This window comes from Candidatus Pelagibacter sp. HIMB1321 (genome assembly GCF_900177485.1).
Lineage (GTDB): Bacteria > Pseudomonadota > Alphaproteobacteria > Pelagibacterales > Pelagibacteraceae > Pelagibacter.
In genome coordinates, this window is the sequence record NZ_LT840186.1 from 81,289 (window position 1) to 95,707 (window position 14,419).

Here is a 14,419-nt window from a genome sequence, read left to right on the forward strand (position 1 = left end):
ATTTAACTGTTAGAGAAAAATAAGCCACTTAGTATTGAAAGTAACGCTCCAACATGGACAACCATAATAGCCTTATCTTTCCAAAGATATCCCGTAACAAACCATAAAAAAATACCAACAATGAAAAAATAAATATTTAAAGGTGTTAATCCCATTCCAGTAAGACCATATCCAATCAATTGAATTATTGTTGCAATCCACTTAATGATATCCACTGTTTTCATTTAAATATCCTGAAGAGAAGTAACTTCTAATTTCTTAGTCTTTAAAGATTTAATTCCCTCTAAGCAAGCAAGAGCTGTAGACATGTTAGTGCAATAAGGCACTTTATTTTTAAGAGTTGCCCTTCTTAGTGCTATTGCATCGTTTAATCTATGCTCACTATTTCCCCCGCCAGTATTAATAACTAAAGCAATCTTTTTAGAGTCTAAAACATCAACAATATGAGGAGAGCCGCTGCTTACTTTATTAATAATTTTACATTTCATTCCATATTTTTGGATGTATTCAGCTGTTCCTTTGGTTGCGCAAAGTTTAAAGTTTAATTTTATTAATTGCTTTGCAAGGTCTATCCCTTCATCTTTATGAGCATTTTTTAAAGAGATAAAAGCAAGACCTTTTTTTGGTAATGAATTAGCTGCAGCTATCTGACTTTTAGCAAAAGCCATACCAAAATCTTTATCAAACCCCATTACCTCACCGGTTGATTTCATTTCAGGTCCTAAAAGTAAATCACTGTTGGGAAATTTATTAAATGGAAATACAGCCTCTTTAACTGCATACATGCCTTTAGATTTATCTTTTAAATTGAATTTAGATAGTTTTTCTCCTGCCATGATTCTAGAGGCTATTTTTGCAAGGGGTAAACCTTTTGCTTTAGATACAAATGGGACAGTTCTACTTGCTCTAGGATTAACTTCGATTACATAAATTTCATCTTTTTTAATAGCAAACTGAATATTCATGAAACCTTTAACATTTAAAGCTAATGCTAATTTTTTAGTTTGATTTTCAATTTCCTTAATTAGATATGGTTTAATTGATACAGGAGGCAAGCTACAAGCAGAATCACCTGAGTGGATTCCAGCTTCCTCTATGTGCTGCATAATCCCTGCCACAAAAACATCTTTACCGTCTGAAATAGCATCAACGTCAACTTCCATTGCATGATCTATAAACTTATCAATTAAAATAGGGTTTTCTTCAGCAGCTTTAAAAGCTTCTTCAATAAAGTTTTTCAATTGATTTTTTTCATGAACTATCTCCATAGCTCTTCCACCTAAAACATACGAAGGTCTTACCATCAAAGGTAATCCAATTTTATCTGCAATTTGAATTGCTTGTTTGTAATTTTTAGCAATTCCACTTTCAGCTTGTTTTAAATGAAGTTTGTTTAAGAGATTTCTAAATCGGTCTCTATCTTCAGCAAGATCGATTGATGTATATTGTGTTCCTAAAATAGGTAATTTATTTTTATGCAAAAATTCTGCTAATTTAATTGGTGTTTGTCCTCCAAATTGAGCAATGACACCAAGTAGATTTCCTTTTTCTTGCTCTTTTTTGATAATGTTAAAAACATATTCCTCTTTTAAAGGTTCAAAATACAACCGATCACTTGTGTCATAATCAGTAGATACTGTTTCAGGGTTGCAGTTTACCATTATGGTTTCAAAACCCGCATCCTTTAATGAAAAACTTGCTTGGCAGCAGCAATAGTCAAATTCGATGCCTTGACCAATTCTATTTGGTCCACCACCTAAAATAATTATTTTCTTCTTTGAACTTGGATCTGCTTCACATTCTGAATTAATTGAAAAATTCCTTTGATATGTTGAATACATGTAAGGAGTAAAGGATTTAAATTCTGCAGCACAAGTATCTACTTTTTTATAAACAGGCAATATTTTTAAAGCTGTTCGTTTTTGTCTTACAATTTGTTCAGAAGTATTAGTTAATTCAGCAAGTTTTTTATCTGAAAAACCAATAGATTTTATTCTATTAAATTCATTAAATTCTTTTGGTAATCCTTTATTTTTGATTTTATTTTCAGTATCAACGATTTCTTTAATTTGGTTTAAGAACCAAAGATCAACTTTTGAAAGATTAAATATTCTCTTTAGATTTATTTTTTTTCTTATTGCTTCAGCAATATAAAGTAGCTTGTTTGGAATATTTTCTTTAAGTTTTTTTTCAATTTGCTTTGTATTTAGATCCAAAATTCTATCTAATCCAGAAAATCCAGTTTCAAGAGAAACTAAAGCTTTTTGTAAAGATTCTTTAAAGTTTCTACCAATTGCCATTGCCTCACCAACCGACTTCATTGAAGTTCCTAATGATGCAGGGGAAGTTGAAAACTTTTCAAAAGTAAATCTTGGAATTTTTGTAACCACATAATCAATGCTTGGCTCAAAAGATGCTGGAGTTACTTTTGTAATTTCATTTTTGAGTTCATCCAGTGTGTAGCCAACAGCAAGTTTTGCAGCAACTTTAGCTATCGGAAATCCAGTTGCTTTAGATGCTAGAGCAGATGACCTGGAAACCCTTGGGTTCATTTCAATCACTACCATTCTTCCATTTTTTGGATTAATTGCAAACTGAACATTAGATCCTCCTGTTTCAACTCCAATTTTTCTTAGACACGCAATGGACGCATTTCTCATCACTTGATATTCTTTATCTGTTAATGTTAGAGCTGGCGCAACTGTAACAGAATCTCCAGTGTGAATTCCCATAGGATCTACATTTTCAATGGAGCAAATTATAATACAGTTGTCTTTTTTATCTCTTACAACTTCCATTTCAAATTCTTTCCAACCTTCAAGACATTCTTCTACTAGAACTTGGCTCACAGGAGATTCGTGTAGTCCACTCTTAATTATCTTAAGATAATCTTTTTTATTTTTTGCAATTCCTCCACCTAATCCACCTAGGGTAAAAGCTGGTCTTATTATTGCAGGTAAACCAATTTGTTTTAAAACTTTTGAAGCTTGGTTGATATTGTTTACAATTTTAGATTTTGGTAAATCTAAACCAATATCAATCATATTTTTTCTAAATTTTTTTCGATCCTCAGCATTTGCAATTGCTTTTGAGTTAGCTCCAATTAACTCAATTTTATATTTTTTAAGAATTCCTTTTTTTTCAGCTTCCATTGCGAGATTTAAAGCTGTTTGACCACCCATAGTTGGAAGGATTGCATCAGGTTTTTCCTTCTGAATAATTTTTTCTAAAACCTCTAATGTAATAGGCTCAATATAAGTTTTGTCTGCAACACCTGGATCAGTCATAATCGTTGCAGGATTTGAGTTAATTAATATGACTTTATAACCTTCATCTCTAAGAGCTTTACACGCTTGTGTTCCCGAGTAATCAAATTCACAAGCCTGGCCAATAATAATTGGACCTGCTCCAACAACTAATATTTTTTTAAGATCTTTTCGTTTTGGCATTTTTTTTCATATTGTTAATAAATTCTTTAAATAAGTAGACACTGTCTTGAGGGCCAGGATTAGACTCTGGATGATATTGAACTGAAAACACTGGTTTATTTTTAAGTCTTATTCCTTCAATACAATTATCGAATAATGATTTATGAGTAATTTGAATATTTTTTGGAAGACTTTCTTTTACTATTTCAAAACCATGGTTTTGACTGGTAATTTCTACATTATCATGAATTAAATTTTTCACAGGATGATTAGCTCCACGGTGACCAAGTTTCATTTTTTTTGTTTTAGCACCAAGTGCCAATGCTAGAATTTGATGACCCAAACAAATTCCAAAAATAGGTAAGTTTTTTTTAATTAAATCTTTAATTATATCAATTGCATATTTGCCAGTTGCAGCTGGATCTCCAGGGCCATTTGATAAAAATATACCATTAGGCTTTAAAGATAAAATTTCTTTAGAACTAGTTTTGCAAGAAACGACAGTAACTTTACAGTTAAAATCTGAAAAATATCTTAAAATATTTTTTTTAATTCCATAATCAATAGTAACTACATGATATTGATTTTTATTATTTTTTATAAACCCACTTTCCTTTTTCCAGGTTTTAAAACCTTTCCAGATATAACTTTTTTTTGTACTAACATCCTTTGCAAGATCTAAATTTTTTAATCCTGACCATTTAACAGTTGTATTGGTAAGCTTGCTTATATTGAACTTTGCATTTTTTGAATAAGAAATTGTGCCTTTTGGTGCTCCCTTATCTCTAATAAAATTAGTTAAACTTCTGGTATCTAGTCCCGTAATTCCAACAATTTTATTTTTTTTTAACCATGCATCCAAATGTTGAAATGATCTATAATTTGAAGGATCAGTAATTTCAGAATTAAATATTACTCCTTTAGTCCAAACATGATCACTTTCATAATCTTCTTTGTTAGTTCCCACATTGCCAATGTGAGGAAAAGTAAAATTTATTATCTGTCCAGCATATGATGGATCAGATATAATTTCCTGATAACCAGTTAGTGAAGTATTGAAGCAAACTTCACCAGTTGCAATTCCTTGGTATCCAATACCAATTCCCTTAAAAACCTTTTTGTTTTCAAGAACTAAAATACCTGTATGAATTTGTGAGTTTTTTGAGTTTGTTTTTTTTGGTTTTTTCTTCAATTACAACTCATGAGTTAAAGGTTATTACAATAACTGGATTATTATCGCAACAGACATTTATTATAAAATTGTAAAAATACAATTTTTCTTTTGAACATTTTTGTCTTTGAAGTAAGTTGTGAAAATTATGTCATTAAAAGATACAATCGAAACTGAATATAAAAATGCATTAAAATCTAAAGATAAAACAAAGATATCAACCTACAGGTTAATTTTATCTTCGATTAAAGATTTGGATATTTCAAATAGATCAGGACCGAATAAAAAAGATACCGATGATGATGATATTAAAAAACTCTTAAAGAAGATGGTTAAACAAAGGGCCGAATCGATAGAAATATATAAAAAAAATAATCGAAATGATCTTTTAGAGGTGGAACAAAATGAATATGAAATCTTAACAAGTTTTTTGCCAAAGCAACTTAGTGAAGAAGATACCAAAAAGATATGTGAAGAAATCATTGCTAAATTGGGTGCAAATTCAATTAAAGATATGGGCAAGGTCATGGGTGCTTTAAAACAACAATATTCTGATGATTTAGATTTTGCAAAAGCTGGAGCTTTATTAAAGCAACTATTGAATAAATAATGAAATATCCAAAAGAATATCTTGATGAAATCAAGACAAGGCTAAAAGTATCTTCTGTAGTCTCGAAAACAGTAAATTTGAAAAAAAGAGGAAAAGAGTTTCTTGGATTGTCACCTTTTAAAAATGAAAAAACTCCATCCTTTACAGTAAATGATGAAAAAGAATTTTATCATTGTTTTGCAACATCTGAACATGGAAATATTTTTGACTTTGTGATGAAAACACAAAATTTGAGATTTGGTGAGGCAGTAAAATATTTAGCAAACCTTGCAGGTATGCAACCTTATATGTTTTCTAAACAAGATGAAGAAAGAGAAAAGAAATGGAAAGAATATGCGTTAATATTTAACAAGTATGTTGATTTTTATCATGAAGAACTTTTAAAAAATGAAAACTTAAATGTTGCAAGAGAATATTTAAAAGGAAGATCACTTAGTAAAGATCAGGTTAAAAAATTTAAGATAGGATATATTGAAAAAAATCCAAATTTTTTTGAGGAATTAAATAAAGAATTTAGCACTCAATCTTTATTGGACACGGGTCTATTTTATTTAGATGAAAAGAAAAATACTTATTTAGAGAGATTTAGAGGAAGACTTATTTTTCCAATTAATAACATCTCAGGCCAACCAATTGCACTGGGTGGCAGAATTATAGAAAAAAGTGATTTTTTAGCAAAATATATAAATTCACCTGAAACAAATTTTTTTAAAAAAGGTTCTAACTTATATAATTTAGATCAAGCAAGAAAACTTTCCAACAAACTTGATAATATTTATTTGGTTGAGGGTTATATGGATGTTGTTGGGTTAAGCAAAAGTGGTATTGAAAATGTAGTAGCTAATCTTGGAACTTCATTAACAGACAAACAAATTTTAACTTTAAATCAATTCTTTGATGACATTATTATATGTTTTGATGGTGATGAAAGTGGTTATAAAGCAGCTTTAAGAGCAGCTGAAAATTCAATTAAAGAATTAAGACCTGAAAAACAAATTTCTTTTTTATTTCTTCCTGATGGAGAAGATCCTGATAGCTATGTAAATAAAAATAGTAAAAATTTCTTTATAGATTTTACTAAGCAAAGTAAAATTTCAATTCATCAATTTATTTTCAGTCATTATAAAAAACAGACAGAAAATAATCCTTCTTCAATGGCAATTTTTGAAAAAAAATTAAGATCTATAGCCAATACAATTAAAGATGACTTTATTAAGAAATATGTCCTAGAATATTTTCTAGAAAAAATTGCAGAGCTAACTCCACACTCCAATCAAAATAAGAAGAATTATAATTATAAAAAAACAATAAAAACTCTAGATAGTACAAAAAAGATATTTAAAGATAGTCAATCTCTGACTGGAGTAGAGCTTAAGGAGTATTCATTATTATATTTAATGATTAATAACCTAAGTTTAATTCAAGAAAATTTACATTTATTAGAAAATATAAAAATTTTTACAGAAATGAATAAACAAATATTTGATTTAATAATTGAAAAATTAAAAACAGGAGAAAAATTAACAAGCAATGAACTAAATATAGATTTTCAAATTTTAGAAAGAATTAATAAATTTGCCCCAATTAAGAATATCTTTGAAAATAAATCTAAAGATGAGTATGAAGTAATTGAGTTGTTAGAGGATATAAGTAGAGATCTTATGAATTATGATTTAGAGCATCGGATTCAGGAGCTAGAATCTAAATTTTCCAAAGATCTAAGTGAAGCAACTTTTAACCAGTTAAAAGAGCTTAAAAAAAAGCAAAATATCAATTAATCGAATAAAATAAGTAATGGATTTTTAATAATTTGACATTATATAAGACTTCCAAACTTATATTGCTGTGGAACGAATTATTACTAAATCATTTGCTAGATTGATGGGTCGAGGAACCCACAGAGGTTTCATTACTTATGAAGAGCTAAGTAAATCACTAGGTAAAAGAAATCTTTCAGATGAAAATTTATCACAAGCATTTATTCACATCTTAGATGAAGGTGTTGCCCTTGTAGAAAAGAAATCGGACTACAAAGTTTTAAGAAAAAAAGAAACTTCATCAAAAGAAGAGGGTAAAACAATTGAAAAAAGTGACGATCCTATCAGAATGTATCTTCGTGAAATGGGAGGAGTTGAACTCCTTTCAAGAGAAGGTGAAATTGCAATTGCCAAAAGAATAGAAGCTGGAAAAGATGTAATGTTAATCGCATTATCTCAAAGTCCTCTTACTGCACAACAATTTTTTGAATGGAATGATCAATTACAAAAAGATGAAATTTTAGTTAGAGAAATAATTGATATCGATACAAATTATATGGAAGATGAAAGTACCGGACCTAGTGCTAAACAAAAAAATGCAGGTGAAACAGATAAAGAAGATGGATCATCAGATGATGATGATTTCAACCCAACACTTGCTGCAATGGAAACTGAAATTAAACCTAAAGTCCTTAAAACAGTACAAACACTCACAAAAGAGTATAATAAATTAATTAAATACCAAAAAGAAAAGCTCGAATGTGTTTTAAATTCACAAACTTTTTCTCCAGCAAAAGAAAAAGGTTATGAAAAAATAGTTAATGATATCTTAGAAAAAATAAAATCATTACAACTTTCCCCATCTGTTTTAGAAGAACTTGTTCAAAAACATTATACTGAAAATAAGAAAATCATTTCATTAGAGGGAAATCTTTTGAGATTTGCGATGGATCATAATATTTCAAGAAATGAGTTTATTAAGTTTTATATTGGTAATGAAATAAATCCTAATTTAAAAAAATTCTTAGATACAAATAGTATTTGGAAACAGTTTTTTGCAAAAAATAAAGATGAATTTAAAAATATTAGAGAAAGACTAATTGAAATTAGTCACAAACTTGGAATGTCTGTAACTGATTTTAAAAAATTGGTTAGCAGAGTTCAAAAGGGTGAAAAAGAATCTAGAATTGCAAAAAAAGAAATGGTTGAGGCTAATTTAAGATTAGTTATTTCAATTGCAAAAAAATATACTAATAGAGGTTTACAGTTCTTAGATTTAATTCAAGAAGGTAATATCGGCTTAATGAAAGCTGTCGATAAATTTGAATACAGAAGGGGTTATAAATTTTCAACTTATGCAACCTGGTGGATAAGACAAGCAATAACAAGATCTATTGCTGACCAAGCAAGAACAATTAGAATTCCTGTTCATATGATTGAAACAATTAATAAAATTGTAAGAACTCAAAGACTTATTTTAAGCGAATTTGGAAGAGAAGCTACCCCTGAGGAGTTAGCTCAAAAGTTGAGAATGCCTTTAGATAAAGTAAGAAAAGTTTTAAAAATTTCAAAAGAACCAGTTTCGTTAGAAAAACCAGTTGGTGACGAAGAAGATAGTAGTTTAGGAGATTTTATAGAGGATACAAAAGCTCTTGCACCATTAGAACAAGCAATTAAGTCAAATTTAGGTGAAGCAACTACTAAGATATTGTCAACACTAACACCAAGAGAAGAGAGGGTTTTAAGAATGAGATTTGGTGTTGGAATGAATACAGATCACACTTTGGAAGAAGTTGGATTGCAGTTTTCGGTAACCAGAGAAAGAATTAGACAAATTGAAGCAAAAGCACTTAGAAAATTAAAACACCCAAGCAGATCTAAACAATTAAAAAGTTTCTTAGAAAGCTAAAATCTCTAGGGCCGTTAGCTCAATAGTAGAGTACTGCATTGACATTGCAGGGGTAGTTGGAGCGTAACCAACACGGCCCACCATTAAAATATTTCTTTAATTGATAACCTTAAAAAAATGATATACTAAACAATGTCTTTTGGGCCTGTAGCTCAGTTGGTTAGAGCAGTACACTCATAATGTATTGGTCCCAGGTTCGAGTCCTGGCGGGCCCACCAAATTAAGCGGTTACTTCCTCTTTTTTATTCCAGCCAGCCTTTGAAGTAGATTGATCTCTGTTTCAGATAATCCTTTGCTTCTTTTTTCATTTATTATCTCTTTTTTAATATTAATAGCTGAAATAAAGCAAAAAATCAGCGCAAGCAATGGCAGCGCTGAATAATAAAAAAATTTAGGTAGAAAAATTATTAATAACAAAATCACACCAACCCAAATAATCATTATACCTGTGAGAATTAATTTTTGGCTTTTTAAGTCTTTTATTTTTACAAAGTAAAAAAATAAAAATGAGATAAAAATCATGACCCCACTAATTGTAAGCCATAATGATATAGAAATACTTGACGCATTTCCTCCTACAAAAGTATCTTCCATTGCCTTTTCTACAAAAAAAAGAATGACACCCTTGTAAGCTGCATATAAAGAAAATAGCAAAGATATTATGGAGGATATTATAAAAGAAAACTTTGGTGAGACTTTGAGTTTAAAACTCATTAAACTTTACTTATTAGAAAAGTTTTTAAGATTAGCAAAAAGTGCGTTCACATCCCCATCAGCACTCTGAATTATGGAGCTAAATTCCTCCTTCTGAGTTCTGGCTAAGCTTAAACCTTCAATGATCAAATCCCTAATCAAAGGTTTATCAGGATTTTTTGTGTAAATTCTCCATTCAATTTTTATTTCTGGTCTTTTATCTGTTGCAACTAGTGTGCTTGAAACAATTGTATAATTTTCATTTAGTTTTTCTTTTGAATTTACTTCAATAATTGGGTTAGAGTATTCAGCCAGTCTATCTGCAAAGCTTTTGAGGAAATAATTTTCAAAAACTTGATTATAAGTTTTTAGCTGTTCCTTGGTTAAACTTTTTCTAGTTGCTCCTAAGGAGTACATTCCTACTCCATATATATCAACCGTCTCCTTAGCTATTTTTTTTAGCTCTTCAACTCTTTGTTCTTTAGTAAGATTTCCTCCGAGAGTACTGGCAGCTCTATTAACAGTAGATTGAACAAAAACATCAGCTTCTATTGAATAAGATGTTGAATTAAAGTTAGTTATAGAAATTAATATCGCAAATATAGTTAAAAGTTTTTTAATCATGTAAATATGATTTAATTTTCTATTTCTTCCCAACCAGAGTCGTCCATTGACTCTATAACTTCATTTGAGTTAAGTATTTTTTGCTGTCTGTCTTGCAGATAAACGCTCTTAACAGATGCATAAAAATCTAAAGAATTTTTTTGTAGATTTTCAATAGAGTCATAATTTTTTGCTCTAAAATCTACTCCAGCAGTCACTCTTGAAGCATAATAATCAAATTCACTCACATACTGAGTATCGTTAGCAACTGTGATGTTGTACCAAGCATCACCACCCATGAAATTAAAAGTTGATGCTAAAGTATCCCTAGCAGTTTTGGGTCCTAAGACTGGTAGAACCAAGTAACACCCTGGTCCAACGCCATGTACCGCTAATGTTTGACCATAATCCTCTTTTTCATATTCTTCAAAGCCAATTAAGGTTGCAACATCTACAAATCCTAAAATTCCAACAGTAGTATTAATTATAAATCTACCAGTATTCACACCTGCTTTTGAAAATTCACCCTGCAAAATATTATTTGGTATAGTGACTACATTTGACAAATTATCTAATGAATTGCTCACGCCACTTTTAATTGGCGTTGGTAATGTTCTATAAACGCTCGCAACAGGTTTGAATATAACTTTGTCTAACCCTTGGTTTAAAGCAAAAGAAGCCCTATTAAAACCTTCCCAGCATTCTTTAACTTCTGCAGGATCATTTTTTTTTAATAACAACTCGCCATCTGATGATGCGTTTACATTTGCAATTAGCGTAATAGTTGCAATTAAAATTAATGTAATTTTTTTGATCATTTGGTCATTTATATATAATAATTTATCAACATGTAAATTAAGATTTTAACAATAATATAGCTTAAATGAGGCTTAAAATATCAAATTTTTACTCTCCAAACTTTAGTTTACCGAAAAGGAGAAAAAAAATGATCAAATTTATTGTGATTCATTATACGGGAATGAAAAGTGAGAGCTCAGCAATTAAAAGATTATGTGATGAAAATAAAAATGTTAGTGCACATTATTTCATAAAAAAAAATGGTCAAATAATAAATCTTGTTCCAGATTTATATATTGCTTGGCATGCTGGAAAGTCAAGTTGGCAAAAATATAAATCGATAAACAAAAATTCAATTGGTATAGAAATACAAAATCCTGGTCATGAAAATAGATATCAGAACTTTAAATCTAAACAATTAGGTTCATTAAAAATATTATTAAAAATATTAATTAGAAAATATGAAATTAATTTAAAGAATATATTGGGACATTCCGACATTGCACCCGAAAGAAAAAAAGATCCTGGGGAAAAGTTTCCTTGGAAAAATCTTGCTAATCTTAAACTAGCCATTTGGCATTCTTTAAAAGAATCTAGTCTAAAAAAAATTAGAAAAAAAAGATTAAATAAAGATGAAGAAATAATATTTATAAAAAATTTAAATAAAATTGGTTATGGAATTGTCAAAAGATTAAGTTTCAATTCAAATAAAAAATTTATAACTAAGGCTTTTCAAAGACATTTTAGACAAAATTTGGTGAATGGAATTCCTGATCAAGAATGTTATTTAATAAGTAAAAACCTTTTAAAATCATAATTAAAAACTGTTGTAAATTTTAAAACAAATTATAAATTCAATCTGCCAGATAAATGATTTATCGCTTTAAATTTATTTTAAAGAGGAAAGTCCGGGCTCCTCAAGGATACAGTGCCAGGTAATACCTGGCGGGGGAAACCCTAGGGATAGTGCCACAGAAAATATACCGCCATAACATGGCAAGGGTGAAAAGGTGTGGTAAGAGCACACCGGTTCTATTGGTAACAATGAACGCTGGAAAACCCCACTGGGAGCAAGACTAAGTAGAGGTGACATTGTGTAAAAACTAAAAGCCATCCTTGGCTCGTCATCAGGGTTAGTTGCTTGAGCTTGAGAGTGATCTTAAGCCTAGACAAATGATAGATTTAAATGACAGAACCCGGCTTACAGTTTATCTGGCAAAACTTATCAACACTTATAAATAATTTATAATTATCAAATGTTCTTGCTTTGATTCAAGTTTGAGACAATTTTGTTCTTTGAATTCAACCCAACTAAGAGAAAAAGACATTAGTTTAAATTATAACAAATAACCAAATACTTATTTAGTAAATTTGAAACAATAGGCTTAAAAACGCCTAAAATTCAACAATTGACAGGTTAATTAATAACCCATATATTCCCATATATTCCCAAATATGGAATTTTTGAATTTTAAATATTATGTTTTTATCTACTTACGAGAACAAACTGGACAAAAAAGGGAGGGTTTCAGTGCCTGCTAGTTTTAGATCTCATTTATCTAACCTAGGTTATAATGGTGTTATTTGTTACCCTTCATTTAATAATACATCTATTGAAGCTTGTTCTCAGGATAGAATTGAAAAAATTTCATCTGCGATAGACTCTTTAAATCCTTTTGAAGAAAAAAGAGATTTTTTTGCAACATCAATTTTGGCAGATAGTACAAATCTACAGTTTGATAGTGAAGGTAGAATAACAATATCAGAAAAATTACTAAAACATGCAAAAATTAAAAATAGCATGTTGTTTGTTGGTCAAGGTCAAACTTTCCAAATTTGGGAACCAGCAATTTTTGAAAAATTTAAGATCTCAGCTAGAAAAAAAGCAAATATCAATAGAGCTAGTCTTAAATGGGAAAAACATTTTATTAACAACGAGGGGAAATAAAAGATGACAATTAACTTTAAAGCACCAGAGATCAAAGAACTGCAACCAAGACTATTAGTAATTGGAGTTGGAGGAGCAGGCGGAAATGCAATTAATGAAATGATCGAAAATAATTTGCAAGGAGTTGAGTTTATAGCAGTTAATACTGATGCTCAGGATTTAAAATTAAGTAAAGCAAAAACTAGAATTCAATTAGGATTAAATTTAACTAAAGGATTAGGTGCTGGAGCTAAACATGATATTGGTCAAGCCGCAGCAGATGAATCTTTAAATGAAATTGTAAACACTCTACAAGGTGCTAACATGGTTTTTATTGCTGCTGGAATGGGTGGTGGGACAGGAACTGGTGCAGCACATGTCATAGCTAGAGCAGCTAAAGAGTTAAATATTTTAACAGTTGGTGTTGTAACACTACCGTTTTTATACGAAGGACCTTCAAGAATGAGAAGAGCACAACAAGGTCTTGAGGAATTAAGAAAACATGTAGATACAATAATTGTAATTCCTAATCAAAACTTATTTAAAATTGCTAATGAACAAACAACATTTGAAGAGTCATTTAATCTTTCAAATAATGTTTTAATGCATGGTGTTCAAAGTATTACAGATTTAATGGTAAGACCTGGTTTGATCAATCTCGATTTTGCTGATGTTGAAACTGTTATGGCTTCAATGGGTAAAGCAATGATGGGTACAGGTGAAGCCGAAGGTGAAGGAAGAGCAATCAAAGCTGCTGAGATGGCAGTAAGCAATCCTTTGATTGATGATTATACATTAAAAGGTGCAAAGGGTTTACTAGTAAACATTACTGGCGGCAAAGATCTTAAGCTTTTTGAAGTTGATGAAGCTGTAAATAAAGTAAGAGCTGAAGTTGATCCTGAAGCAGAACTAATAATAGGTGCAATAACCGACTCTGAGCTTGATGGTAAAATGAGGGTTTCAATTGTTGCTACTTCATTAGATGGTCAACAACCTGAAACCAAATCAGTTATAAACATGGTTCATAGAATACAAAATAGAAACACAGGTTATTCAGATTTTTCTAATGTTGGACCAACTGCATCATTTAATTTTACCACAAGTAGCTCAAGTCCAGTTTCTCATGGTGCAAATGCTTTAAAACTTGAAAATGAAGTAACCTCAGATACGGCTAACCAACAAGCTATTAAAGAAGAAGTTAATCAAGCCAATCATCAATACCATGAAGAACTTCTAAAAAATCAAGAAGTTGAAAATACTATTGAAGAGACTTCAAATGAGCAGGAAATTTCATTTACTGAAGAAGCTACAAGTGAAGAAAATTCTACAATTGAACAAGAAATTAAAAATGACTTAAGCGAGTTTGGAGTAGAGTCTGATGCTCCAGATTTATTCAGCAATGATAATGATACTTTAAATTCAAATGAATTGTTGTCTGCAGACAGCGATGATGAACAGGAAGATGATTTAGAGATACCAGCATTTTTAAGAAGACAAAAGAATTAATGGTCTTCAAAAAAATA

The 14,419-nt window shown here is 30.1% G+C and carries 12 protein-coding genes, 2 tRNA genes and 1 other RNA gene; 9 read left to right on the forward strand and 6 right to left on the reverse strand.

Features of this window, described 5'->3' with window-relative positions:
- Positions 1–2: 2 nt before the first annotated feature.
- The 3 genes from B9N70_RS00460 to carA are packed head-to-tail and all read right to left on the reverse strand — an operon-like array spanning position 3 to position 4,620.
- Positions 3–224: a DUF6552 family protein gene (locus B9N70_RS00460; RefSeq protein ID WP_085113855.1), complete on the reverse strand. Its 222-nt coding sequence runs from the start codon at positions 222–224 to the stop codon at positions 3–5.
- Positions 225–3,449: a carbamoyl-phosphate synthase large subunit gene (gene carB / locus B9N70_RS00465; RefSeq protein WP_085113856.1), complete on the reverse strand. Its 3,225-nt coding sequence runs from the start codon at positions 3,447–3,449 to the stop codon at positions 225–227.
- Positions 3,427–4,620, reverse strand: a complete 1,194-nt coding sequence (gene carA, locus B9N70_RS00470) for a glutamine-hydrolyzing carbamoyl-phosphate synthase small subunit (protein WP_085113857.1) — start codon at positions 4,618–4,620, stop codon at positions 3,427–3,429. The genes carB and carA overlap by 23 nt, the downstream gene beginning before the upstream one ends.
- Positions 4,621–4,747: 127 nt before the next feature.
- Between carA and B9N70_RS00475 the strand changes: the two genes are divergently transcribed.
- The 5 genes from B9N70_RS00475 (at position 4,748) to B9N70_RS00495 (ending at position 9,093) form a co-directional block, all read left to right on the forward strand.
- Complete coding sequence (locus tag B9N70_RS00475; RefSeq protein WP_085113858.1) at positions 4,748–5,209, forward strand: GatB/YqeY domain-containing protein; 462 nt, start codon at positions 4,748–4,750, stop codon at positions 5,207–5,209.
- Positions 5,209–6,987: a DNA primase gene (gene dnaG / locus B9N70_RS00480; protein WP_085113859.1), complete on the forward strand. Its 1,779-nt coding sequence runs from the start codon at positions 5,209–5,211 to the stop codon at positions 6,985–6,987. The genes B9N70_RS00475 and dnaG overlap by 1 nt, the downstream gene beginning before the upstream one ends.
- 67 nt (positions 6,988–7,054) lie before the next feature.
- Positions 7,055–8,875: an RNA polymerase sigma factor RpoD gene (gene rpoD / locus B9N70_RS00485; RefSeq protein ID WP_085113860.1), complete on the forward strand. Its 1,821-nt coding sequence runs from the start codon at positions 7,055–7,057 to the stop codon at positions 8,873–8,875.
- Positions 8,876–8,883: 8 nt separating this feature from the next.
- A tRNA-Val gene (locus tag B9N70_RS00490) sits at positions 8,884–8,958 on the forward strand.
- A gap of 58 nt (positions 8,959–9,016) precedes the next feature.
- Positions 9,017–9,093 (forward strand) — tRNA-Ile (locus B9N70_RS00495).
- A 10-nt stretch (positions 9,094–9,103) separates the two neighbouring features.
- Here the strand turns inward: B9N70_RS00495 and B9N70_RS00500 are convergent.
- The 3 genes from B9N70_RS00500 to B9N70_RS00510 are packed head-to-tail and all read right to left on the reverse strand — an operon-like array spanning position 9,104 to position 10,989.
- A complete protein-coding gene (locus tag B9N70_RS00500; protein ID WP_085113861.1) occupies positions 9,104–9,589 on the reverse strand; it encodes a hypothetical protein in 486 nt (161 codons plus the stop codon).
- Positions 9,590–9,595: 6 nt separating this feature from the next.
- A complete protein-coding gene (locus B9N70_RS00505) occupies positions 9,596–10,192 on the reverse strand; it encodes an MlaC/ttg2D family ABC transporter substrate-binding protein (RefSeq protein WP_085115100.1) in 597 nt (198 codons plus the stop codon).
- 11 nt (positions 10,193–10,203) lie between these two features.
- Complete coding sequence (locus B9N70_RS00510; RefSeq protein WP_231909401.1) at positions 10,204–10,989, reverse strand: MlaA family lipoprotein; 786 nt, start codon at positions 10,987–10,989, stop codon at positions 10,204–10,206.
- 128 nt (positions 10,990–11,117) lie between these two features.
- Between B9N70_RS00510 and B9N70_RS00515 the strand changes: the two genes are divergently transcribed.
- The 4 genes from B9N70_RS00515 (at position 11,118) to ftsZ (ending at position 14,402) form a co-directional block, all read left to right on the forward strand.
- Positions 11,118–11,786 carry an N-acetylmuramoyl-L-alanine amidase gene (locus B9N70_RS00515; protein WP_231909402.1) on the forward strand — a complete coding sequence of 223 codons (669 nt, stop codon included), beginning with the start codon at positions 11,118–11,120 and terminating at the stop codon, positions 11,784–11,786.
- A gap of 45 nt (positions 11,787–11,831) precedes the next feature.
- Positions 11,832–12,189, forward strand: an RNA gene (gene rnpB, locus B9N70_RS00520) — RNase P RNA component class A.
- 260 nt (positions 12,190–12,449) lie between these two features.
- Positions 12,450–12,917, forward strand: a complete 468-nt coding sequence (gene mraZ / locus B9N70_RS00525) for a division/cell wall cluster transcriptional repressor MraZ (RefSeq protein ID WP_085113863.1) — start codon at positions 12,450–12,452, stop codon at positions 12,915–12,917.
- A gap of 3 nt (positions 12,918–12,920) precedes the next feature.
- Positions 12,921–14,402: a cell division protein FtsZ gene (ftsZ, locus tag B9N70_RS00530; protein WP_085113864.1), complete on the forward strand. Its 1,482-nt coding sequence runs from the start codon at positions 12,921–12,923 to the stop codon at positions 14,400–14,402.
- Positions 14,403–14,419: the final 17 nt, after the last annotated feature.

Coding starts and splice junctions, on each gene's coding strand:
- B9N70_RS00460 (WP_085113855.1), bottom strand. CDS start 224: ATGAAAACAGTGGATATCATTAAGTGGATTGCAACAATAATTCAATTG.
- carB (WP_085113856.1), bottom strand. CDS start 3,449: ATGCCAAAACGAAAAGATCTTAAAAAAATATTAGTTGTTGGAGCAGGT.
- B9N70_RS00475 (WP_085113858.1), top strand. CDS start 4,748: ATGTCATTAAAAGATACAATCGAAACTGAATATAAAAATGCATTAAAA.
- dnaG (WP_085113859.1), top strand. CDS start 5,209: ATGAAATATCCAAAAGAATATCTTGATGAAATCAAGACAAGGCTAAAA.
- B9N70_RS00500 (WP_085113861.1), bottom strand. CDS start 9,589: ATGAGTTTTAAACTCAAAGTCTCACCAAAGTTTTCTTTTATAATATCC.
- B9N70_RS00505 (WP_085115100.1), bottom strand. CDS start 10,192: ATGATTAAAAAACTTTTAACTATATTTGCGATATTAATTTCTATAACT.
- B9N70_RS00510 (WP_231909401.1), bottom strand. CDS start 10,989: ATGATCAAAAAAATTACATTAATTTTAATTGCAACTATTACGCTAATT.
- B9N70_RS00515 (WP_231909402.1), top strand. CDS start 11,118: ATGATCAAATTTATTGTGATTCATTATACGGGAATGAAAAGTGAGAGC.
- mraZ (WP_085113863.1), top strand. CDS start 12,450: ATGTTTTTATCTACTTACGAGAACAAACTGGACAAAAAAGGGAGGGTT.
- ftsZ (WP_085113864.1), top strand. CDS start 12,921: ATGACAATTAACTTTAAAGCACCAGAGATCAAAGAACTGCAACCAAGA.